The organism is Cystobacter fuscus DSM 2262 (assembly GCF_000335475.2).
Taxonomy (GTDB): domain Bacteria; phylum Myxococcota; class Myxococcia; order Myxococcales; family Myxococcaceae; genus Cystobacter; species Cystobacter fuscus.
Genome location: NZ_ANAH02000007.1, coordinates 338,349 through 359,731, shown reverse-complemented (window position 1 = coordinate 359,731; position 21,383 = coordinate 338,349). Strand labels below are relative to the sequence as shown.

Sequence of the window (21,383 nt, the reverse complement as noted above, 5' to 3'; positions counted from 1 at the left end):
CCGCTTCTGCCTGGAGGGAGCCCTGCTCCTGACCCTCTCGACGACCCACGTCCCCGCGACGGACCTGGGCTACCTGCTGCACAAGAACCCTTCCCGGCCCCAATCCTTCGAGCTCTCGTTCGGCCAGGCGCATGTCTTCTACCCGGAGGCGAGCCCCGAGCGATGCACGGCCGCGCTGTTGCTCGAGGTCGATCCGGTGGCGCTCGTGCGGGGCCGCCGGGGAGCCTCGGGAGAGGGGGGCGCGCTGGAGCAGTACGTCAACGATCGGCCCTACGTGGCCTCGTCGTTCATGAGCGTGGCCCTCTCGCGGCTCTTCGGCTCGGCCCTCGCGGGTCGCAGTCAGGGGCGGCCGGAGTTGGTGGAGCGGGAGTTGCCCCTCGTGGCGCACGTGTCCGTGCTGCCGTGCCGTGGCGGGGAGTCCTTCCTCCGCCGGCTCCTGGAGCCGCTCGGCTATCGGGTCACCGCGACGCCGCATGCGCTCGACGAGACAGTGCCCGAGTGGGGTCAGAGCCGGTACTTCACGGTGACGATCGAGGGCCACAAACGGGTCAGCGAGCTGCTCACGCACCTCTACGTGCTCATTCCGGTGCTCGATGACGACAAGCACTACTGGGTGACCGAGGACGAGGTGGAGAAGCTCTTGCGGCACGGCGAGGGGTGGCTCGCGGCGCATCCCGAGCGGGAACTCATCACCCGCCGTTACCTGCGGCACCAGAAGAGCCTCGCGCGCGAAGCCCTGGAGCAACTGCTGGGCGAGGAACTCTCCGCCCCCGAGGAGCGGGCGCGCGACGAGGCGGAGGCGGCGCTCGAGGCGCGGTTGAGCCTCAACGAACAACGCCTGCGCGCGGTGGTGGCCGAGCTCCAGGCGGGCGGGGTGACCCGGGTCGTCGACCTGGGGTGTGGCGAGGGCAAGCTGCTCAAGGCACTCCTCCAGGAGCGGCGCTTCACGGACATCCTGGGCATGGACGTCTCCTGGCGCTCGCTCGACATCGCGAGCGAGCGGCTCGACCTGGAGCGGATGCCGGAGCTTCAGCGCGAGCGGGTGAAGCTCATCCACGGCTCGCTCATGTACCGGGACCAGCGCCTGGCGGGGTACGAGGCGGCCACGGTCATCGAGGTGGTGGAGCACCTGGATCCTCCCCGGCTCGCGGCCTTCGAGCGCGTGCTGTTCGAGTTCGCGCGGCCGGAGCGGGTGGTGCTGACCACGCCCAACGCGGAGTTCAACGTGCGCTTCGAGAACCTCCCCGCGGGCCGCTTCCGGCACGCGGATCACCGCTTCGAGTGGACCCGGGCCCAGTTCGAGGCGTGGGCCCAGGGACTCGCCTCGCGCTTTGGCTATTCGGTGCGTTTCGGCCCGGTGGGTCCCGTGGACGAAGAGGTCGGCGCTCCAACCCAGATGGCGGTGTTCTCCCGATGAAGACCACGATTCCCGAACTGGCGCTCGTCGTGCTCATCGGGCCTTCCGGGTCTGGCAAGTCGAGCTTCGCGCGCAAGCACTTCCTGCCCACGGAAGTCCTCTCCTCGGATGCCTACCGGGGCCTCGTCAGTGACGACGAGCTGAACCAGGACTCCACCGCGGACGCCTTCGAGGCCCTGCGCTTCGTAGCCGCCAAACGGTTGGCGCGCGGGCGGCTGACGGTCATCGACGCCACCAACGTGCAGCCCGAGTCGCGCAAGTTCCTGGTGGAACTCGCCCGGGAGTACCACGTGCTCCCGGTGGCGGTGGTGCTCGACGTGCCGGAGAAGATCTGCCACGAGCGCAACCGGCTGCGGCCGGACCGGAACATGGGCTCGCATGTCGTCCGCACCCAGCTCCAGCAACTGCACCGTTCGATTCGCGGTCTCGAGCGCGAGGGTTTCCGGCATGTGCATGTACTCGAGCCCGAGCGGATCGAGGCCTTCCAACTGGAACGCCAGCCGCTGTGGAACAACCGCAAGCACGACACGGGCCCGTTCGACATCATCGGCGACATCCACGGCTGCCTGGACGAGCTCACCCGGTTGCTCACGCGGCTCGGTTACGAGGTCTCCCCCAAGAGCGACGGGACGCCCGGCTTCGACGTGCGAGCCCCCACGGGCCGCAAGGCCGTCTTCCTGGGCGACCTGGTGGACCGGGGCCCGGACATCCCGGGAGTGCTCCGGCTCGTCATGGGCATGGTGGAGGCGGGCAGCGCCCTGTGCGTTCCCGGCAACCACGAGATCAAGCTCATGCGCAAGCTGCGGGGCAAGGACGTGAAGGTCTCCCACGGTCTCGCGCAGTCGCTCGAGCAGCTCGAGCGCGAGCCGCCGGAGTTCCGCGCGTCCGTGGCTTCCTTCATCGATGACCTCGTCTCCCACTACGTCCTCGACGGTGGGCGGCTCGTGGTGGCGCACGCGGGCATGAAGGAGTCCATGCAGGGGCGCGGCTCGGGCAAGGTGCGGGACTTCGCCCTCTATGGCGAGACGACCGGCGAGACGGACGAGTATGGAATCCCCGTCCGCCACGATTGGGCGGCCGAGTACCGGGGCAAGGCGATGGTGGTGTACGGCCACACCGCCGTGCTCGAGGCCGAGTGGCTCAACAACACCCTCTGCGTGGACACCGGCTGTGTCTACGGCGGCAAGCTCACCGCGCTGCGCTACCCGGAGCGGGAGATCGTCTCGGTGCCCGCCGCCCGCGTGTACTGCGAGCCCACCCGGCCCCTCGTTCCTCCGGCCGCGGCGCCGGGACTCAGCGCGCAGCAACAGCACGATGACGTGCTCGACCTCGCGGACGTGTCGGGCAAGCGCCTCGTCACCACGCGCCTGATGCACAACGTCACCCTCCGGGAGGAGAACACCGCGGCCGCGCTCGAGGCGATGAGCCGCTTCGCCATCGATCCCCGGTGGCTCATCTACCTGCCGCCCACGATGTCTCCCTCGGAGACCAGCTCGGTGGAGGGACTGCTCGAACATCCCTCCGAGGCCTTCGGCTACTACCGCAAGGAAGGCGTCGCCCGGGTGATCTGCGAGGAGAAGCACATGGGCTCGCGCTCGGTGGTGATCGTCTGCCGGGACGCGGAGGCGGCGCGCAGGCGCTTCGGGGTGGGCACGGGAGAAACCGGGGTCTGCTACACGCGCACCGGGCGGCGCTTCTTCTCGGACGAGGGGCTGGAGGCGGCGTTCCTCGCGCGGGTCCGGGCGGCGCTGGACGCGACGGGCTTCTGGGAGACGTTCCACACGGAGTGGGCCTGCCTCGACTGCGAGCTCATGCCCTGGTCGCTCAAGGCCCAGGAGCTGCTGCGCAACCAGTACGCCGCGGTGGGCGCGGCGTCGCGGGCGGCGCTGTCGGATGTCGTGGGCGTGCTCGGCCAGGCGGCGGCCCGGGGGCTGGACGTGGGCGGCCTCTCGGCGCGCTTCCAGGAGAAGCAGCGCGACGTGGGGCTCTACGTGGACGCCTACCGGCGCTACTGCTGGCCCGTGCGTTCGCTCGAGGACGTCCGGCTCGCGCCCTTCCACCTGCTCGCCACCGAGGGCGCGGTCCATGTGGACAAGGATCACGTGTGGCACATGGAGACACTCGCCCGGGTGTGCCGCGCCGACGAGCGCTTCCTGCTCGCCACGCCGTATCAGGTGATCGATCTCGCGGACGCTCGGGCGGTGGAGGAGGGCGTGCGCTGGTGGGACGCCCTCACCGGACGCGGCGGAGAGGGCATGGTCGTCAAGCCACTTGCCTTCACCGCGCGGGGACGCAAGGGGCTGCTCCAGCCCGCCATCAAGTCGCGGGGCCCCGAGTACCTGCGTATCATCTATGGACCCGAGTACACGGCCGCCGACAACCTCGAGCGCCTGCGGCAGCGGGGGCTCTCCACGAAGCGCTCGATGGCGTTGCGCGAGTTCGCCCTCGGTGTGGAGGGGCTGGAGCGCTTCGTGCGCCAGGAGCCCCTGCGCCGCGTGCACGAGTGTGTCTTCGGCGTCCTGGCGCTCGAGAGCGAACCCGTGGATCCACGCCTCTAGAGTTCCTCTAGAGTAGCGCCGCCATGGACACGCTCCCGCGGTTCCTCCTCTCCGAATCTCCCCACCCGGCCCCGCTCGGCTCCGTCGAGGACTGGTGGAAGCAGCACCTGCGGCTGGCCTTGCGCTTCTCCCTCCCGGTGGACGTGGCGCTGGCCGCGGGGTTCTGCGCCGACCGCCTGGGCTATGCGTTCGCCTCGGGCTACCACTCGGCCATCCGCTCCCTGCTCCCGGGCCTGCCGCGCGAACACCGCTACGCGTTGTGCGCCACCGAGTCCGGGGGCGGTCATCCCGCCGCCATGAATACGCGCCTCTCGGGCCCGGAGTCGGGACCCTGGCGTCTGGACGGCACCAAGACCTTCGTCACCCTGGGCCACGCGGCGGACGAGCTGCTGGTGGTGGCCAGTGAGGGCCAGGACGAGGGCGGTCGCAACCGGCTGCGCTTGGTGCGCCTGGACGCGCGCCGCGCCGGGGTGACGCTCACGGATCTTCCACCCCCGCCCTTCGTCCCGGAGGTGCCCCACGCGGAGCTGCGCCTGGAGGGCGTGGCGGTGGAGCTCGGCGAGGTGCTTCCCGGGGATGGCTACGTGCGCTTCCTCAAGCCCTTCCGGACGGTGGAGGACTGCCATGTGTTCGCGGCGGTGCTCGGCTGGCTCCTCCAGGTGGGGCGGCGCTCGGGCTGGCCGGACGAGGTGCGCGAGGGACTGCTCGCCCTGGCGGTGACGATGCGGGGGCTCGCCCAGATGGATCCGGCGTCGCCCGAGGTCCACCTGGCGCTCGGGGGGGCGATTGGCCTGTTCCGCGAGCGCGTGGCGTCGTTGGATCCGCTCTGGGCCCAGGTGGATGCGCCGACGCGCGAGCGCTGGGAGCGGGACCGTCCGCTGCTCCAGATCGCCGGGAAGGTGCGGGCCTTGCGCCTCGAGTCCGCCCGGCGGAGCCTCTCCGGACGCGGGTGACACACCGCGACAGGGTCGCACGGAGGCCCTCCAGGCGGGCAGCGGAGCGCGTTCGCCGGGGGACCGATAGGCTGTAAGTCATCCCGGTATGGGGAGGATCTGATGGAGTTCGACTGCGACTGGCTCATCATCGGCTCGGGCTTTGGCGGGAGCGTGAGCGCCCTGCGCCTGACGGAGAAGGGCTACCGGGTGGTGATGCTGGAGAAGGGCCGCCGCCTGGAGGGCAAGGACTTCCCCGAGACGAACTGGAAGCTGAAGAAGTGGCTGTGGATGCCGGCGCTCGGCTGGCGCGGCCTCTTCAAGATGACCTTCTTCCGCCACGTCACGGTGCTCTCCGGCGTGGGGGTGGGGGGCGGCTCGTTGGTGTACGCCAACACGCTGCCCGTGCCGAAGGACGACTTCTTCCAGTCGCGCTCCTGGGGAGGACTCGCGGACTGGAAGACGGAGCTGGCGCCGCACTACGACACCGCGCGCCGGATGCTCGGGGCCAGGGTGAATCCGCTGCGCACCCTGCCCGACGAGATCGTCCAGCAGGTGGGCAAGGAGATGGGCCGCGAGGACTTCCAGCCCGCCACGGTCGCCATCTACTTCGGACAGCCCGGGGTGACGGTGCCGGATCCCTACCACGGGGGCGAGGGCCCCAGCCGCACCGGCTGCAACTCCTGTGGCGGGTGCATGACGGGCTGCCGCTTCAACGCGAAGAACTCGCTCGACAAGAACTACCTCTACCTCGCGGAGAAGCGCGGCCTCACGATCCACGCGGACACGGAGGCCACCTGGGTGCGCCCCCTGCCCGGCGGAGGGTACGAGGTGAAGGCCGTCGAGGGCACCTCGCGCGCGTCCCGTCGCGAGCGGCGCTTCACGGCGCGCCAGGTCATCTTCTCGGGCGGCGTGCTCGGCACGGTGGAGCTGTTGCTCAAGCTCAAGGCGCACCCGGACGGCCTGCCCCGGCTCTCGGAGCGCGTGGGCGACTACGTGCGCACCAACTCCGAGTCACTCATCGGCGTGGTGGCCGGCAAGCGCTTCCAGGGCGAGGACCTGTCCCGGGGCATCGCCATCGGCTCCATCCTCCACACCGACGAGCACTCGCACCTGGAGCCGGTGCGCTACGCGGCGGGCTCGGACTTCTTCCGCACCCTCATGGCGCCTCACGTGGGGGGCACCACCGCGCTCTCGCGGCTGGCGGGTGTGCTGGGCCTCGCCTTCCGCCATCCGATCAAGCTGATGCGCGCCTGGTTCACCCGCGACTTCGCCCGGCGCTCGATGATCCTCCTCTATATGCGCACGCTGGATGGGCATCTGCGCATGCGCCGGGGCCGGGGGCTGTTCACCGGAGGGACGAAGGGGGTGCTCACCAGCCTCGCCGAGGGACCGGCCCCCTCCGCCTACATCCCCGAGGCCACGGAGCTCGCCCACCGGGTGGTGGAGAAGCTGGACGGGCTGCCCATGAACATGGCCTCCGAGACGCTGATGGGCATCCCCACCACCGCGCACATCCTCGGCGGCTGCTGCATGGGCAGCTCTCCCGAGACGGGAGCCATCGACTCCCAGCATCGCCTCTTCGGCTACGACGGGCTCTACGTCATCGACGGCGCGGCCATCTCCGCCAATCCGGGCGTCAACCCCTCGCTCACCATCACCGCGCTCGCCGAGCGCGCCATGACCTTCATCCCCGCCCGGCGGCGGGTGGAGTCCGGCGAGGAGATGACGCGTCCCGCCACGCACCTCGCGGCCGTGGGGGCCTGAGCGCCCCGCGTGCTACGAAGCGGGGCCGCATGATCTCCCTTCCGTCGAAACGAAGCGCGGGCGTGCTCGCCTGCGTGCTGCTGCTGGGCGCGGGCTGTGGACTCGGTGATGCCCCCGGGACTCCGCGCCTCGTGGCGCACCGCTCCGGCTCGGGCAACTTCCCGGAGAACTCCCGCTCGGCCATCACCGCCGCCCTGCGCGAGGGCTATCCCTCCATCGAGGTGGACCTGGTCCTCACGCGCGATCGCATCCCCATCCTCTCGCATGACGCGTGGATCGATCCGGTGCTGTGCACCTATGCGCAGGGGCCGGGTGAGGCCGAGCCGCGTCGGCTGCCCGAGGACTCGCGCTGGCCCATCCAGGACTTCACGCTCGAGGAGCTGCAGCGGGACTTCCGCTGTGGAGGGCTGGGCGATCCCACCAAGCCCGAGGCGCAGCGGGTGGCGGACACGTATGTCACCTTCGACGAGCTGCTCTCGCGGGTGAAGGGCCACCCGGACACGGTGCTCCAGTTCGACATCAAGGAGGACCCCGCGTACACGCAGTCCCCCGAGGTCTTCGCCGAGGAGATCCTCGAGCGGTGGAACGCGGCGGCCCTGCCCAACCGCTTCTTCATCACCTCCACCCGGGGCGCGCTGCTCAAGGCGTTCCAGGCGCGCCAGGACATGGAGGCGCTGCTCATCTGGCCGGAGCTGCGCAAGGACTCGAACGCCACCGTGACGGCCATCCTCAACGAGTTGCAGCGCCAGGTGGGCGTGAAGGAGCTCATCCAGCTCACGCGTGACGCGGGGGCGGATGGCATCGCCGTGGCCTACCAGGTGGCGGATCGCGCCGCGCTGGAGTCCGTGCGCGGCGCCGGGCTCAAGACGGCCGTGTGGACGGCCAACACCGAGGCCCAGCTCTCCCTGTTCTGCCGCTGGCCCCTGGACTACCTCATCACCGACTACGTGGAGCGTGCACCGTGCCGTTGACCCTCTCCCTGGTGGCCGCGGGCCTGACCCTGGCCGCCGCGCCCGTGCGACTGGATCGCGTGGACCTGCTCAGCGAGGACGAGGGCACCTTTCTCAACTACGACATGCCCCTGTTCTCGGCCTATGCGCCCATCACGGGCGGGCGCTTCCTCGAGCAGGTGAAGGTGGTGCTCGCCCTGCCGGTGAGCGGCCTGTACGCGGGGGCGTCCATCGCCTCGCAGTCGATCTCCTACGAGGGGCCGTTGTTGCGCTCCCAGGATGGGCGGGGCCTGTTCTGGGTGGGCAGCGTGCACACGCGGTTGCTCATGCCCTACGGGGCGCACGCGGGGGTGGCGTGGCGCTTCGGCCTCTTTCGCCTGGGCGTGGGCGCGAGCCTGTCCACCGAGGCCACCTGGGTGCGGCCGGAGTGGAACCAGTGGCGGGTGCTGCCCGTGCTGGCGGTGGGCCTCGGTCCCAACGTGGCCCCGGGGATGTAGCGGTGGCCGTCTCGCCGCTGACACCTTCCCATCGCATGAACAGGCGGCTGCGCCCGTGGGTGCGCGGGATGAGCTCGGACATGCTCAGAAGGGGCGGCGGCGCATCTTCGCATCGACGCTCAGGGGCCCTCCGCCGATGAACACGGCCGCGAGGAACACCGCGAGGTAGAGCACAGCCAGCTCCATGCGCCCGAAGGCATCCATGCGGTGCTGGTAGAGGGCCACCCCCATGGTGCAGGCCACGAAGAAGGCCCCGAGCCGGGTGAAGAGCCCCAGCGCCACCAGGAGCCCGCCCACCAGCTCGGACAGCGCCGCGGCCCAGGCGAAATAGAGCGGGTAGGGGAAGCCCAGCGCCTCCACGCCCTGGGCGAAGCGATGCATGTCGCCCATCACCTTGGGCAGCCCATGGGCGAACGCCAACGAGAGTCCGAACACCACCCGCACCAGCGTCCAGCCCAGCGTGAGTCCACGTGAACCGTTCATCCTTCACCTCCCGAGGTGGACGGATCCTTGTCGCCGCCGCGCTTGAGCCCGAGGGCCTTCGCCTTCTTGTACAAGGAGGGGCTCTCCACCTTTTTGCCCCAGTTTCCTTTCTTGTTTTTACGAGAGGTTGCGGGCGGGGGCCACTCCACACTCCTGGTTTGCCTGCCCCCTCGGTGGTTGCGGGCCGCGTGCTACAGGGTGCTTCCACCCGATCCCACGAGGGACGAGGTGGCGACGATCGGCACGGCGGTGGATGCCGCGCCGCATCGTCTCCATCTGATGACTTCTAGTCCCGTCGTATCTCGAAGGCGGAGGAGACGTAGCCCGCGTCGGTCTGGATGTAGGTCATGGTCGCCCCGTTCTTCGTGACGAAGAGGTCGAAGTGCGCGGTGTCTCCGTTGTTGTCGGTGAGCGTCGCGGTGCCTCCACAGTCGGCATTGAGGGTGTAGGTGCCAGAGTAGGCGATGCGCGTGATCTCACCCTTGGTACTGACGGTCGCCCAACCGGTAAAGGTCCCATCCCCCTGGAAGAGATCATGACCGGCCTGTGCGAAGGGGATCTGCTCGGACCCACTCACGATGTACCCATCGGTTGCATAGACGTAGTGGCCCTTCAGCATGCTCGGCTTGCATTGGGAAATCATCGAAGGCTCCACCGCGGGAGCCTCGCCAGATGCCTCGTGCGCAACTCCCAGGAGACCGGCCGTGAGGACACTTGCCATGACGCACCATTGGAATCGCTTCATGCTCCCCCGCCTTCGTTCGGGCCACCACGGCCCGATGCACTGCCGGACGGAAGTAGACTCGGCCCGGGTTTTCTCAAATCGGACCCGGGTAGGTCTCGGCCGTGCAGTGCTGGATTGCCGAGTACGACCGCGAGCGGAGGAAGGCCTGGCTGGACACTGGTGGCGGGTGGTTCTCAGGGGATACCGGGTTCCTTGTCGCCCCGCCGTATCCCGAGGGCCTTTAGCTTCTTGTACAACTCGAAGCCCTCCACCCAGTTTGCCCGAATTGCCTTCTCTTGTTTTTACGGGAGGTTGCGGGCGGAGGCCACTTCACGGTGTTTGTTCGCCTGCCTCCTCGGCAGTTGCCGGTGAGCACACCGCGAGCACACGGGGCCGGGTGCTACAGGCTGCTTCCGCTGAGTCCCTGGACGGCCTGAGTACCAGCTCGCCCAGCGTCGCCTACTGGCATGGCGGGGCGCCAGGCCGGGCCGTGGGCGAGTACCTCCTCCCCCCGTCCGTCACCCACACGCCCCACGTGCTCTCCGCCTTCATGGGCGAGGAGGGCCGGGCTCGCGCGGGCGTCCGGGCTGACAGGGTGTACGTGGCCACCCAGTACGAGGCCGCGGCCCTGTTCGCCGCCCTCTTCCCTGGTGGGGGCTGGGTGTACCGCGTCCTCCCGGAGGGGCCGCTTGAGGCGGACCCGGACTGCGACGATCCGACGCTCTCCCTGGCCTGCCCGCGGGCCCGCGTCGTCGAAGTCCTCCAACTCCACCCGGCCGACGTGGTCCGCATCCTCGAGTCCGTCCAGAACGGGGGGATGACGTGAGCGCCGCCGACTGCCCGACCCCCACGAGGGACGAGATGCGGCAGCTCGGCGCGGCGGTGGACGCCGCCCGCCGTGTCGTCCTCGTCACCGACACGCCCACCACGTACGCGGGGCAGGATGAGCACCTCGCCCGCCTGCGCGCGGCGCTCGCCGAGGCCCACGCGGCCCTCGTCGCGGTGCACCCGGCCGCCCCGGAGTCCGTCCAGGGCTGGGCGGAGTTGCTCGCCGCCGTCGAACCCTTCCTGCAGCTCGCCCACGACAGGCTGGCGCGGCGCTCGTGGGAGCCCGTCTCCGACGAGGCCTGTCGGCGCTTCCTGCGCGCCTTCGGCCACGAACTGCCGGCGACGCCCGGGGTGGATGCCTCTCGATGAGCCCCCTCACGCCCAGGCGGATGGCTCTCGTGGGGTGCGGCAAGGAGAAGTTGCCGCGCCCCGCTCCGGCCCGCGAGCTGTACACAGGTCCGCTCTTCCGTGCCGCGCTCGCCGTTGCCGAGGCCGAGTTCGGCGCCGACGTCTGGATCCTCAGTGCCAAGCACGGCTTGGTGGACCTGGACGAGGACATGGCGCCGTATGACCTGGCGCTGGGCGAGCTCAGCGCCACGGAGCGGGCCGCCTGGGCCCGCGACGTCATCCGCGACCTCACCGACGACGACCACGGCAGCCCCGCTCACCTCACCGTGTACGCGGGGGCGCCCTACGTCGACGCCCTCCGCGGGCACTTGCCGAGGAGTTGGAGCCTGGAGGACCCCTTGGCGGGCCTCGGCCAGGGCCAGCGCCTCTCGTGGCTGAAAGGCCGCCTCACGCAGCTCTCCAACCGCCTCGGCGCCCCAACCCCTCTCACCACCTCTCCGGCGGGCCCCTCGGGCTCTGCCCTCCTGGAGTCCTCCGTGTCCGCCCCCCGCCTCACCGACGAGCAGCGCGAGCAGCACTTCCACCGCGGCCTCGCGCTGGAGCGCGCGCTGGCCGAGCTGCCTGTCCTGAAGGCGCGCTTCCTGGAGGAACTGGCGCGTCAGGAGGAAGCCCTGCGCGCGCAGCACACCCGGCACTTCGCCGCGGCCACCACGGGCGAGGATCCGGACGCCCGGGCCGAGCAGCAGGACTTGCCGCTGGACGCGCCCGCCTCGGCGCAGCCCACGGCCCAGGAGCGCTCGAAGCCCGCGCCCCGGAAGGACGCGCAGCCCGACCCCGAGCCGCCCACGGGCACGGGACGCCCGCGGCGGCGCCCGGCCACCGAGACGAAGGGAGAGAAGCGCGCCGGGAAGGCGGCGTCCGCGCGGACGGCGACGGTGGCGGAGGCCTCGGCCACCTCCGAGGGGGACGAGGCCGCGGTGCCCGCTCCGGCGGTGCCCTGTTGTACCTGCGGTGACTCACTGGCGGACCACACGAGCCCGCGGGGGGCAATCGGCGCCTGCCACGCGAAGACGTGCCCGGCGAAGCCGCGGTGCCAAGCCTTCCAGCTCGGCCGGGTGCTGGGCTGGACGCTCACGTGGCAGGGTGGGTGGAAGGAGACGGGTGGCCAGCCCGTCTTCTTCCTCTCGCAGCGCGAAACGGACGTCGCCAAGCACGGCCCGCTCCTGTCCAAGGAGGGCGGACTCGTCTACGCGGACCCGGTTCGCCTCGGGCGCGGAACGGACGTGCTTGAGGTGGCGCGCGCCAAGGGGGAGTGGTCGTGCGTGAAGGGACTGCGCGGCGTACCCCTGCGCGTGCTCGAAGTGGTGGCCCGGGTGCTCGCCGCCCCAGCCCTGGAGAGACCCGCCGTACCTGTCTCCGCGCGGGAGCGGTACTTGGCCGAGACGCGCGAGCGCGATCCCGACCTCAGCGAGGACGAGGCGATCGACCGCGTCGAGCGCCGCCTGGAGCTGGAAGGCCAACCGGTACCGGCACCGCCGGAGTTCTCGGGACTCGACGCCACGGCCCTCCTGGACGCGCACTTGGGCCCCCGGGAGGAGGGCTGGGAGTACAAGGACGAACTGGTGGTGACGGGGACGGACTGCGCATGCTGGGCATGCGGCACCCGGACGGGCCCGCGCGCTCGCCTGAGCTTCGGACGCTCCCACCGTCCTCGAGGCGTGAAGACGTGGCGCGCGGACAAGGACTCGCGCTGCGGTGCCCATTGGTTCTCCTTCTGGCTGTGCTCGCGCTGCTGCACCCCGGAGGTGCTCGCCGGGAAGCGCCAAGCGCGCGAGCTCGAGGCGGCCCAGCAGAGCGGGGACGGCACCCCAAGCGAGTGCGACGGGTGCACCAGCGAGTTCCCTGCCTCGCAACTGCAGCCGGTGGGGCCCAAGGATGCGCGCGGTTTCTACTGCGCGGAGTGCCGGGCGGAGATCGCCAACACCAGTCCGACGCCCGCGGCGCCCGTCGCGCCTGCGCCCGTGGACATGTTCGGCCGACCGTGGCCGGCCGTGGACGCGTCGCTCTTCCCCGGGTGGCACGTGGACGTGACGCCCGGCTTCTGTGGGGAGCCGGACAGCATTTCGGCGGGGCGCCTCCACGAGTTGTTCCTCTTGGTGGACTTGGCGGGGCCTGAGGGGCAACGGATTGAGAAACTCGGGTGGTTCCCTGCTGCGTATGGCGGTCCTGGAGTGCGGCCGACCGCCCACACCACCCCCAGAGGGGCCCTCGCCACGCTTCTGCCCGCCGGACTCGAACCGGCGCTCGTCGCCTACCTCTCCGCGCACTGGCCCCTGCCCGAGGAGACGAGGCGCGCCCAGGACGTGGCGGCGGCGGCACCCATGAGGAAGTCTCGCGCGCGGGCGAAGACTCGAGCTCAGCGAGAGGACGCACCGAGCACACCCAATTCCACCGCGAAGCCGGACGCTGCGAGCTGTCGGTGGGCCGTGGCGGAGGATTTGGACTTGGAGGTGACGGACTCGGGCACGGCCAACGCCCGGTTGTGGGTGGTACCCCGCGGCGCGCGGGGCAAGGCGCGCCGGGGTCCTCTCGTCCTGGACGCGGAGGGGAGCCTGAAGCCAGCCCCGGAGGCGGACGACAGGCTTCGGGGTTGGTGTGGCGGGATAAACAGCCTCGCGCTCCGGCTGCGTCTCAGCAGGTTCATCGCGGAGTCGAAACATGTCCGCGCGGCCTTGGCTCTCGTGCTGCCCGCCGCACCGTCCGCACCGGCCCAGGCCAGCACCCCGGAGGGACACTCGGCGCATCTCCAGAGCACCGGCGACTCCTGGCGCGTGGAGCTGCCGGAGCGGCTCCTGGGCGGGAGCCAGGTCGTCCCGCTATGGCTCGTGAATGAGGCGCTGGGCGAGCGGCGCGCGGCGTCGTGGTGGGGCAGAAGCGGCCTCAAGGCCAGCCACCACTACGCAGGCACGCTCCGAGGCGCTGCGCTCGAGGAGCACCGCGCCCTCTTGTCCTGGTGGAAGGAGCACGCCGAGACGGTGGTGAAGCCGCTGGCGCAGGCATGCCGCGACGGCGCCGTGCCCGGGTTGAGGGTGGGCGTGCCCGCTGAGCCGCTCGCGGAGGGGCCGTTCTTCTACGCGCTCTCTGGCGGCTGGCGACTGGAGGTGTGGGACTTCAACGAAGGCGCGCCGGAGGTGCACTTCACCGCGACGGACGGGACGCGCCACGGACCGTTCAGGTGGGACGAGGACGGACTCGTGGCATCGATGATCGCCGTCGTCTCCTGGGCGAGCCAGCACAAGGCGCTGATGGCCGAGGCCGAGGACTTCATCCGACGGGGCTTTGTCCTTGAACTGTGCCCGGAGGGGGTCGGGCAGTGAGCACCACGCCGATCATCACCGAGCAGCGGCTCTTCGCCGTGACGCTCCGCCGCCCGTGGGCCGCCCTCGTGGCCCTGGGGCTGTGCCCCGTCATCAGCCTGCCGCCAGCGGACGAGTACCTCTTCGGGGAGTACGTCGCCATTCACGCGAGCGCGGAGGAGGACAGCCGCGCAGCGGAGCGTCTCGCCCTCGCCCGGGCCGTGGTGCCCGAGCACGAGCTCGCCCAGGTGACGGACGCCGTGGTGGCCGTGGCCCGTGCGCGGCGCCTGGAGAGCATTTCTCCGAGCCTCGCGCCGGCGCTGTCCCCTTGGGCGCATGGCTCCGTCCTACTGTGGGTGGACACGCCTGTGCCCATTACGCCGGTGCCCACGCGGGGTGGCCGCTCCATGTGGACGCCCCCGGAGGAGCTGCGCGTGCGGCTCGGCCGCGCCTACCGGGACGCGCGAGCAGAGCAGAAGGCACTGGCCCGCGCTGCCCAGTGGAATGAGGAACTGGAGGCCCAGCTGTCCCGGGTGCTCACCGTGGACGCGCCGGGCCGGGCCCGCGGCCCCGCGCCCTTCATTCACACCGCCCTGCACAGCGTCCTCCCCGCCCAGCGGGTGCAGCGCCTGGTGCCCTGTGCCTACTGCGGCCGGCTGTGGAGCGGCGGTGGCCCGGGGAGTTTCCACTCGTACCGACTGCCGAGCGCGAAGTGTGAGGAGCCCGGTTGGCCGCGCTGCTCTCACGGGATTCCGCACTTCGTGGACTGCCGCTGGACGGTGCCCGTGCCCCCTCCTTGCTGCCGGGTGTCCGCGATGGAGGGAGCATGAGCCTCAAGGCCCCCTTTCCCTGGTTCGGCGGCAAGTCTCGGGTGGCCCACCTCGTGTGGGACGCCTTCGGCGCCGACGTGGCCAACTACGTGGAGCCCTTCGCCGGCAGCCTCGCGGTGTTGCTCGGTCGCCCGGGCGAACCGCGGGTGGAAACCGTCAATGACTTGGACTGCTACCTTGCGAACTTCTGGCGCGCGGTGGCGGCCGATCCCGAGGGCGTGGCGCACCACGCGGATTGGCCCGTCAACGAGGTGGACCTGCATGCCCGCCACCGCTGGCTGGTGTCCCAGCGGGACTTCCGCGAGCGCATGCGCCAGGACATGGAGTACTTCGACGCCAAGGTGGCCGGCCTTTGGGTCTGGGGCATCAGCCAGTGGATCGGCTCCGGCTGGTGTGCCCAGCCCGCGTGGGAAGAGCAGGCGGAGGCGGGCGCGAAGAAGGGCGTGGGCATCCGCACCGCCGAGTACGCGAAGCGGCCGATGCTCGACAAGCCGGGCCGGGGCGTGCACCAGCTCGCGGTGCGCGAGGGGACGTACCGTGACGGCACCTTCAAGACGTCGTGGAACGTCTCGCTCGCCAACTCGGTGAACTGGGAAGGCAGGACCAATGCAGGGCGGAGGGCACAGGGCATCCATGCGCGGACTGCTAGGGGGGATACCTCGAGCACCTGGCGACAGCGGCCCAACCTTGGCAGTGGCAACGGAGTCCATGGCCAGCAATTGCGAGAGCAAATGCCGATGCTGCGGGGCAACTCGGGGGCGGTCGGGGCAGGCGTGCACGCCTCTGGGAGGCGTGGCTCCGTGCTGGAGTGGATGCAAGCGCTGGCCACGCGCCTGCGCCACGTGCGTGTGTGCTGTGGTGATTGGGAGCGGGTGCTGGGGCCCTCCGCCACCGTGGCCATCGGCAACACCGCCGTCTTCCTGGACCCGCCGTACTCCGCGGAGGCGGGGAGGGATCCGAGCCTGTACGCCCAGGAGGACCTCGACGTCGCCCACTCTGTGCGTGAGTGGGCTATCGCCCATGGCGACAACCCCAGGTTTCGGATTGTCCTCTGCGGCTACGAGGGCGAGCACCAGATGCCCGAGAGTTGGCGCTGCGTGGCGTGGAAGGCCTCGGGTGGGTACGCCGCCTCCGCGGGCAATACCGCCAACGCCCGGCGCGAGCGCGTGTGGTTTTCACCGCACTGTCTGGGCGAGCGCCAGCCCACCCTGGCCCTGTGGGGGACGAGATGACCTGCCACTCCCCATCCGCGGAACTCGCCGCCCTGCGCGCGGAGCTGGCTGCGGCTCTGGCCCGGGCCGAGCGGGCCGAGGCCACGGCGCGCCTGCAGGCCCAGGCGCTCGTCAACCTCACCGCGAGCTTCGCGGCTCCGGCCGCCGTGCCTCCACCGCCCGCGTCACGCTCGGACAGCGTGACGGAGGGGCGTCACGCATCACGCATCACGCGTGACGCCCCCGGCGTGACGGGCGTCACGGACGCGAGCGTGACGGAGGCCCAGAAGGATGAGCACCGCAAGGCCCAGGACGCAGCGAGATCAAGGGCTTACCGACTGCGCCAGCGCCTCATGACGGCCGAGCGTGACGGCGTGACGCGTGACGTGATGCAGGAGGAGGAGAAGAAGAAAGAAATAACTACACCTCCTCCTTCCTCCGTCACGCTGGCGCCCGTCACGCCCGTGACGCCGCCGAGGAGCGGGCGCCTCACCGTGACGCGCGTGGCGGCCCGGGAGTACCGAGCGCCCATGCCCACGGGCCACCTGCCTGCCGAGGTGCAGGCGCTGCGCGAGTTCTGGCAGACGCTCGTGGTGGGCTCGGGGCGTGGATTCGCTCCGTGGCCCGAGCGCACCTCGGTGGTCCTCCTGGCGAACGCGGAGGCGGCGTTGCAGGAGCGGCCGCTCGAGGAGTGGCGCGAGGTGTTCGCCCGAGTGCCGCGCTCCCCGCTGTGCCGGGGGGAGTTGCGCAACGGCCGAAAGGCCGACCTGCTGTGGATTCTCCTGGGCACCTGCCCCGATGGACACACGCCCGCCGACAAGCTGCTGCACGGGGGCTGGACGCTGGACCCGGAGGCGTCGGCCGGGGTCTCAACCGAGGGCCCAAGGCAGGAACCACCGGCTCAGGCTCCACCCGGGGACAGCCCCGCGGCCACGGCCTGGCGGCAGGTGCTCGCGTCCCTGAGCGAGAAGGGACTCAAGTACGCCGTGAGCCAGCTTGAGCTGCTGCGCCCGCGGGAGGTGGCGGCCGGGGTGCTGGTGCTCTCCGCGGGGGACAGGTTCCGCCGGAGCTTCGTCGAGGAGCACTTCGGCTTCCTGCTGCGCGAGCACGCCGAGCGGTGCGGCCTCGCCGGGGTGCGCGTGGACGTGGGGGAGGGTGGGCCATGACGCACGGCCAACAGCGCCTCGTGTTCCTCGCGCACGTGCTACTCGCCTGCGCGCTTCTCGGCACCCCGGGCGAGGCGCCCCGGCTGCTCTCCGCGGGGAGCCTCGTGGCCTCGCTGCTCGGCTTCACCCGCGCGGTGGGCGAGCTGCGCCGGAGGCGGCCATGAGTTGTTTCCAGCGCCCCCGGCACGTCACCTGCGCGTGCGGCGCGGAGGTGAAGGTGGGCCCGAAGGGCCCCGTGCCCTGGCGCTGTGCGGAGTGCGTGTACAAGCACAAGCTCGCCCGGGCGCGCGGGGAGAAACCGCCCTCTCGGCCCGCCCACCTGGTGGAATCGGAGCGGAGTGACGAACTCGGCCCCGCGCGCCCACTGCTGGGCCTCACCGCGGCGGAGCTGAGCGCCTGGCGCCACCGGCGGATTGTCGAGCTGTACCAGCGCGAGCCGGAGCTTTCGGTGGACGCGCTCTGCGAGCGCTTCGCGGTGTCGAAACAGGAGGCGCTGGACGCACTCCGGCGAGCGGGGATTCGCGTCCAGGGCAATGGCCGCACCGGACTGCCGGCGGGGCTCCCAGTCCGGTAATGGACGAAGCCCACAGCGGCGAGGACAAGGGCCGACATGGCCTGTTCCGCCTGTCCCGCCCCTTCGCGCTCCTCCGCTCGCGCGTCTCCGCGCCCTGCGCTCGCCGCCGTCCCCAACCCTCCCAGGCAGCAGCCCTTCGCCTTCCTCGCCGAGGTACCGCAACGCGAGGCGCGGCGCCGCGATCGCGCGCACCGGCCTCACCTGCGCGGCCGCACACCACCACCGGCGGCGCCTGGTGCCCAGCTGGTGCTGCCCTTCCAGCGGCCTTCCAGGGGAAAAGGGTGGCTCGCGCCGGAGGTGGCCGAGGCCATGGAGACGGCGCTGCGCGAGGCGCGGGGCCAGCCGGAGGGCAGCCGCCGGCAGCTCGCCGCGGAAGAGAAACTGCTGCGCCTGCTCACCCCCTTCCTCGCGGCCGAGGCGCGCCGGGCCTGGGCAAGCCATGAGCGCACGTACCTCTCGCGCGCGGACTTGCTGCAGGAGGCGGCCCTGCGCGCGCAGAAGCTCTGGCGCGGCTTCACCCCGGGCAAGGCCGGGCCGGGCCGCACCCTGTACCCCGCGTACGTCGCCCAGGCCGTGCGCCAGCACCTGGGCAACGTGCTCGCGGAAGGCCGCCTGGTGGGGCCGACTCACTGGGGGCGGAAGCTCGCCGCGCGCGCGCGCAAGCGGGTGGAGCGCGAGGAGGTGACGTACGAGGAGGCCTTGGCCACCGAGGGCGCCGACGCGGCCACGGCCCTGGCGCTGGCCCAGGGCGCCACCCGGTGCGAGGAGCGCGAGGCCTCGGACGTGGCCGACGCTGGCGGGGAGCGCCTCGAGGAGCTCTCTGCCCAGGGCTCCGCGGTGGCCGCCCTCGAGCGCCTCCCGCGCCGGCAGCGCCTCGCCGTGGGCGTGCCCCTGGGCCTCTCCACCCCGCGCCTCAATGACGCGCAGCTCGCGCGGCACCTCGGGTGCTCCCTCGCGGAGTTGCTCGAAGCACGCGCAGAGGGGCTGGCGGCGCTGCGCGAGCACCTTGAGGCGGCCTGACATGCCAACAATCACCACGAAGAAGGCTGGCACCTGCCGGGCCTGTGGAGGACACATCCGCAAGGGCGAGGAGGCGGAGTTCTCCGCGGAGCTGGGCCTCGCGCACGTGGAGCCCCAGTGCTCGCGGGGCCCCGTGCGCTTCCGCCCCAACACGCGCGCGGCCGCGTGCGCGTGCGGCACCTGGGTGAAGGCGGGAGAGGGGCGCCTGCGCCTCGTCTCGGACGCCGGCGCTCAGGGCGGGGGCAAGCGCTGGGCGGTGGACTGCGCCTCGTGCGTCAGTTGACGGGCCGGAAGCGGACACCGTCCAGACTGAGTTGCGAGCCGACGACGACGTTGTACGCCTGCACGAGGCCCGAGGGACGGACGTCCACCGAGCAGAGACGGCCCTGGTCGTGCGTGCGCAGGAGGTAGTTTTGTCCGGGCAGGTAGCCGGGGGGCAGGGTAAAGGCCGTGCTGTTGGCGTTAATCGCCGTGATGGCCGACAGCAATGTCCCCTGGAATTCAACGTACCCCAGGGGATCCAGTCGGTAGCTCACGGGGGCTGTGGGGAGGGGGCTCCACCCCTCCTCGTAGTCGGTGAGGTTGCCTCCCAACACGGGGTGGCGCAGTCGCTGCCATGCGGGCACCACCGTGAGGGAGGGCTCCACCACCACCGAGTCCACCCAGAGGACGCGGCCGGAGGACGAGGAAGCGGTGCCCACCTCCACGCGTGCGTAGCGGCCCTGGGCGGGCACGGTGACGTAGCCGGAGAGCGTCCGCCACGTGCCGCCGGAGAGCGCCTCGGCGCCCACGTTGGTGGTGCCCACAGGGGCGAAGCCAGCGTCGAGCCAGGTGACGTAGAGTCCCGCGCTCGTGCCGCCCTCCTGGGGGTAGAAGAGAGCCTTCACGGCGAAGCGCTCCCCGGCCCGGGCCACGAAGGGCTGCAGCCCCAGGCGCGTCCCTCCCGTCCGGGCCACCAAGCGCAGCGAGCGCGCGCCGGAGTAGGTGAGCGAGGTGTCCCCGAAGGCGTCCACGCCCCAGGTGCCCTGCAGCATGGCGCACCCGTCCGGCGGCGCGGCCGCGTCCAGGTGGGCCTCGAAGTCCCCGTTGAGGGGCAGGGCGCCGTAGGTGACGCTGGGCAGGAATGTCCCCGGGTAGAGGTAGCGGGGAGACAGCGTCACCTCCGCCGAGGCCGGGCCCACGTTGCCCTTCTTGTCCCGGCTGCGCACGCGCGCGTAGTAGGTGACGCCGGGGGGGAGGGCGGTCAAATCAAAGCGCGTGGAACTGCTCACGGCCTTGAGGGTGTCGCTGGAGAGGACGAAGCCCGGCGTGGCGCCCATGTGCAGCTCGAAGCTGTCCGCGGTGGGGCCGGTGGTGCCGTCCGGGGCGGTGAAGAGCAGCACGGCGCCGGTGGAGGCGTTGGTGACGGCGAGCCCCGAGGGCGCGGCCGGGCCGGTGAAGGTGGGCGCCGGGGCCACTCCGGGCCGGGCCTCGAGGCCGAGCCAGGCCCGCGGACTGAGGCTCGGCTTGCCGAGCAGCTGCACGCGCGTGGTGCCCCCGGAGACGGAGAGGGAGTGCGTCACTTGGCGCATGGCGAGCGTCTGGGCGTCGACGAAGTGCACCCCGTTGGGGGCGAGGCGCGCCAAGTCGGCCAGCTCGAGCCCGGGGTGTAGCGCCACCTCCACGCTCACCCCGAGCGAGGCCGAGGACAAGTCCGCGAGGGCCGCGTCGGCCAGGCGCCCGGCGGCCGCCTGGGAGCGGATGTTGCTGGCCGCCCCCTCGGCCACGCGCATGAAGCGCGGCACCATGGAGCCATCCGGCGCGCGGTACCCGTAGCGAGCGGTGGCGGCCGCGTCCTCGCGCACCACCACCTTGCGCTTGGGCTGCCCCGTCACGTCCAAGTCGCTCGCGTCCGAGTACACCACCTCCACGAGCGTCCGCACGTCCGCGAGCGAGGTGGAGAGCCCGCCGAGATCCTTGTAGTCCTTCGGGCCCCATTCCCAGACGGGCTCGGAGGCGCTCCTGTCGGGCACCCACAGCCACAGGCCCCAGTCTCCGGTGTCCGGGCGCAGCTTCCAGCGCCACTCGGCGCCTCGAGCGGTGGCGAGCTTCGCGAGGGCGTCGGCCACGGGCTCCACGGCTTGGTTGTAGGGGCCCAAGTCCCAGGCCAAATCGGTCGGCACGTAGAGGCCGAAGGCAGACAGGTGCGAGTCATTGAGAATGGACTGGCACACCGTCTGGAGGGGCGTGCCCGCGGTGGTTCCGTACGGGTGCTCCTGGCGCAGCCATACGTCCTGCAGCACGCCCGCGAAGTCCCGGCCCTTGAAGGTGAGCACCACGTCGCCGGCGTCCACGTCGTCCACCCTGCCGTAGAAGAGGGGCAGCCAGTCCCCGGGGCCGGGCTCGCAGCCCAGCGCGGAGAGGCCCACCTCCACCCGGAAGGCGCGTCCCGCGTCCAGCAGGGGGGAGTAGGCGCCGGCGAGGTTGTTGGCGCGCGAGTCCGTCACCAGGGGCGAGAGGGAAAGGCCATTCACCTCGCGCAGCACCCGCACCGTGGCCTGGGCCACCGGGCTGTCCAGGGACTCGTCCACGTCCACCCCCTCGAGGAAGTCCCGGCCGAAGAGGGCGGAGAGGTTGTGCCAGGTGGTGCCGTCCGGGCCGAGCACGCGGACGCGGCCGCGCACGGTGTAGCCGGCGGGGCAGGAGAGCAGGCGAAGCTGGGAAGGGGAGAGTGGGCGCATGC

The 21,383-nt window shown here is 71.4% G+C and carries 19 protein-coding genes; 16 read left to right on the top strand and 3 right to left on the bottom strand.

Annotated elements, in window-relative coordinates; translation table 11 throughout:
- Positions 1–22 precede the first annotated feature (22 nt).
- The 6 genes from D187_RS13830 to D187_RS13805 all read left to right on the top strand — a co-directional run bounded on the left by D187_RS13830 (position 23) and on the right by D187_RS13805 (position 8,121).
- On the top strand, positions 23–1,417 hold the full coding sequence (locus D187_RS13830; RefSeq protein WP_043429649.1) for a 3' terminal RNA ribose 2'-O-methyltransferase Hen1: 1,395 nt from the start codon (positions 23–25) through the stop codon (positions 1,415–1,417).
- Complete coding sequence (locus tag D187_RS13825; protein ID WP_002621476.1) at positions 1,414–3,975, top strand: polynucleotide kinase-phosphatase; 2,562 nt, start codon at positions 1,414–1,416, stop codon at positions 3,973–3,975. The genes D187_RS13830 and D187_RS13825 overlap by 4 nt, the downstream gene beginning before the upstream one ends.
- A 23-nt stretch (positions 3,976–3,998) precedes the next feature.
- Complete coding sequence (locus tag D187_RS13820; RefSeq protein ID WP_002621475.1) at positions 3,999–4,928, top strand: acyl-CoA dehydrogenase family protein; 930 nt, start codon at positions 3,999–4,001, stop codon at positions 4,926–4,928.
- Between the two features lie 102 nt (positions 4,929–5,030).
- Complete coding sequence (locus tag D187_RS13815; RefSeq protein ID WP_002621474.1) at positions 5,031–6,674, top strand: GMC oxidoreductase; 1,644 nt, start codon at positions 5,031–5,033, stop codon at positions 6,672–6,674.
- Between the two features lie 29 nt (positions 6,675–6,703).
- Positions 6,704–7,645, top strand: coding sequence for a glycerophosphodiester phosphodiesterase (locus D187_RS13810; protein WP_002621473.1), 942 nt, complete (start codon positions 6,704–6,706; stop codon positions 7,643–7,645).
- Positions 7,636–8,121, top strand: a complete 486-nt coding sequence (locus D187_RS13805) for a hypothetical protein (protein ID WP_002621472.1) — start codon at positions 7,636–7,638, stop codon at positions 8,119–8,121. The genes D187_RS13810 and D187_RS13805 overlap by 10 nt, the downstream gene beginning before the upstream one ends.
- An 84-nt stretch (positions 8,122–8,205) precedes the next feature.
- Here the strand turns inward: D187_RS13805 and D187_RS13800 are convergent, their stop codons facing one another.
- Positions 8,206–8,604 (bottom strand): DoxX family protein, encoded by a 399-nt coding sequence (locus D187_RS13800; protein WP_002621471.1) that lies wholly within the window; start codon positions 8,602–8,604, stop codon positions 8,206–8,208.
- Between the two features lie 286 nt (positions 8,605–8,890).
- Complete coding sequence (locus D187_RS13795) at positions 8,891–9,247, bottom strand: hypothetical protein (RefSeq protein ID WP_002621469.1); 357 nt, start codon at positions 9,245–9,247, stop codon at positions 8,891–8,893.
- A gap of 478 nt (positions 9,248–9,725) precedes the next feature.
- Between D187_RS13795 and D187_RS49860 the strand changes: the two genes are divergently transcribed.
- Genes D187_RS49860 through D187_RS13750 form a run of 10 tightly spaced genes read left to right on the top strand, consistent with a single transcriptional unit; the run spans position 9,726 to position 18,944 of the window.
- Positions 9,726–10,154: a hypothetical protein gene (locus tag D187_RS49860; protein ID WP_051256345.1), complete on the top strand. Its 429-nt coding sequence runs from the start codon at positions 9,726–9,728 to the stop codon at positions 10,152–10,154.
- Positions 10,151–10,525 (top strand): hypothetical protein, encoded by a 375-nt coding sequence (locus tag D187_RS13785; protein ID WP_155893337.1) that lies wholly within the window; start codon positions 10,151–10,153, stop codon positions 10,523–10,525. The genes D187_RS49860 and D187_RS13785 overlap by 4 nt, the downstream gene beginning before the upstream one ends.
- Entirely contained in the window at positions 10,522–13,881 is a 3,360-nt protein-coding gene (locus D187_RS57035; RefSeq protein WP_002621466.1) for a DUF6884 domain-containing protein, read from the top strand. Before D187_RS13785 ends, D187_RS57035 begins: the two co-directional genes overlap by 4 nt.
- A complete protein-coding gene (locus D187_RS13775; protein ID WP_002621465.1) occupies positions 13,878–14,690 on the top strand; it encodes a hypothetical protein in 813 nt (270 codons plus the stop codon). Before D187_RS57035 ends, D187_RS13775 begins: the two co-directional genes overlap by 4 nt.
- Positions 14,687–15,922 carry a DNA adenine methylase gene (locus D187_RS49850; protein ID WP_002621464.1) on the top strand — a complete coding sequence of 412 codons (1,236 nt, stop codon included), beginning with the start codon at positions 14,687–14,689 and terminating at the stop codon, positions 15,920–15,922. The genes D187_RS13775 and D187_RS49850 overlap by 4 nt, the downstream gene beginning before the upstream one ends.
- Positions 15,919–17,067, top strand: a complete 1,149-nt coding sequence (locus tag D187_RS13765) for a hypothetical protein (protein ID WP_002621463.1) — start codon at positions 15,919–15,921, stop codon at positions 17,065–17,067. Before D187_RS49850 ends, D187_RS13765 begins: the two co-directional genes overlap by 4 nt.
- Complete coding sequence (locus D187_RS55085) at positions 17,064–17,231, top strand: hypothetical protein (protein WP_002621462.1); 168 nt, start codon at positions 17,064–17,066, stop codon at positions 17,229–17,231. The genes D187_RS13765 and D187_RS55085 overlap by 4 nt, the downstream gene beginning before the upstream one ends.
- On the top strand, positions 17,228–17,641 hold the full coding sequence (locus tag D187_RS13760) for a hypothetical protein (protein ID WP_002621461.1): 414 nt from the start codon (positions 17,228–17,230) through the stop codon (positions 17,639–17,641). The genes D187_RS55085 and D187_RS13760 overlap by 4 nt, the downstream gene beginning before the upstream one ends.
- A gap of 36 nt (positions 17,642–17,677) precedes the next feature.
- Complete coding sequence (locus D187_RS13755; RefSeq protein WP_076606160.1) at positions 17,678–18,661, top strand: hypothetical protein; 984 nt, start codon at positions 17,678–17,680, stop codon at positions 18,659–18,661.
- A gap of 1 nt (position 18,662) precedes the next feature.
- A complete protein-coding gene (locus D187_RS13750) occupies positions 18,663–18,944 on the top strand; it encodes a hypothetical protein (protein WP_002621459.1) in 282 nt (93 codons plus the stop codon).
- Here the strand turns inward: D187_RS13750 and D187_RS57745 are convergent.
- Entirely contained in the window at positions 18,937–21,381 is a 2,445-nt protein-coding gene (locus D187_RS57745) for a phage tail protein (protein ID WP_020918022.1), read from the bottom strand. The two genes, D187_RS13750 and D187_RS57745, sit on opposite strands and share 8 nt — an antisense overlap.
- Positions 21,382–21,383: the final 2 nt, after the last annotated feature.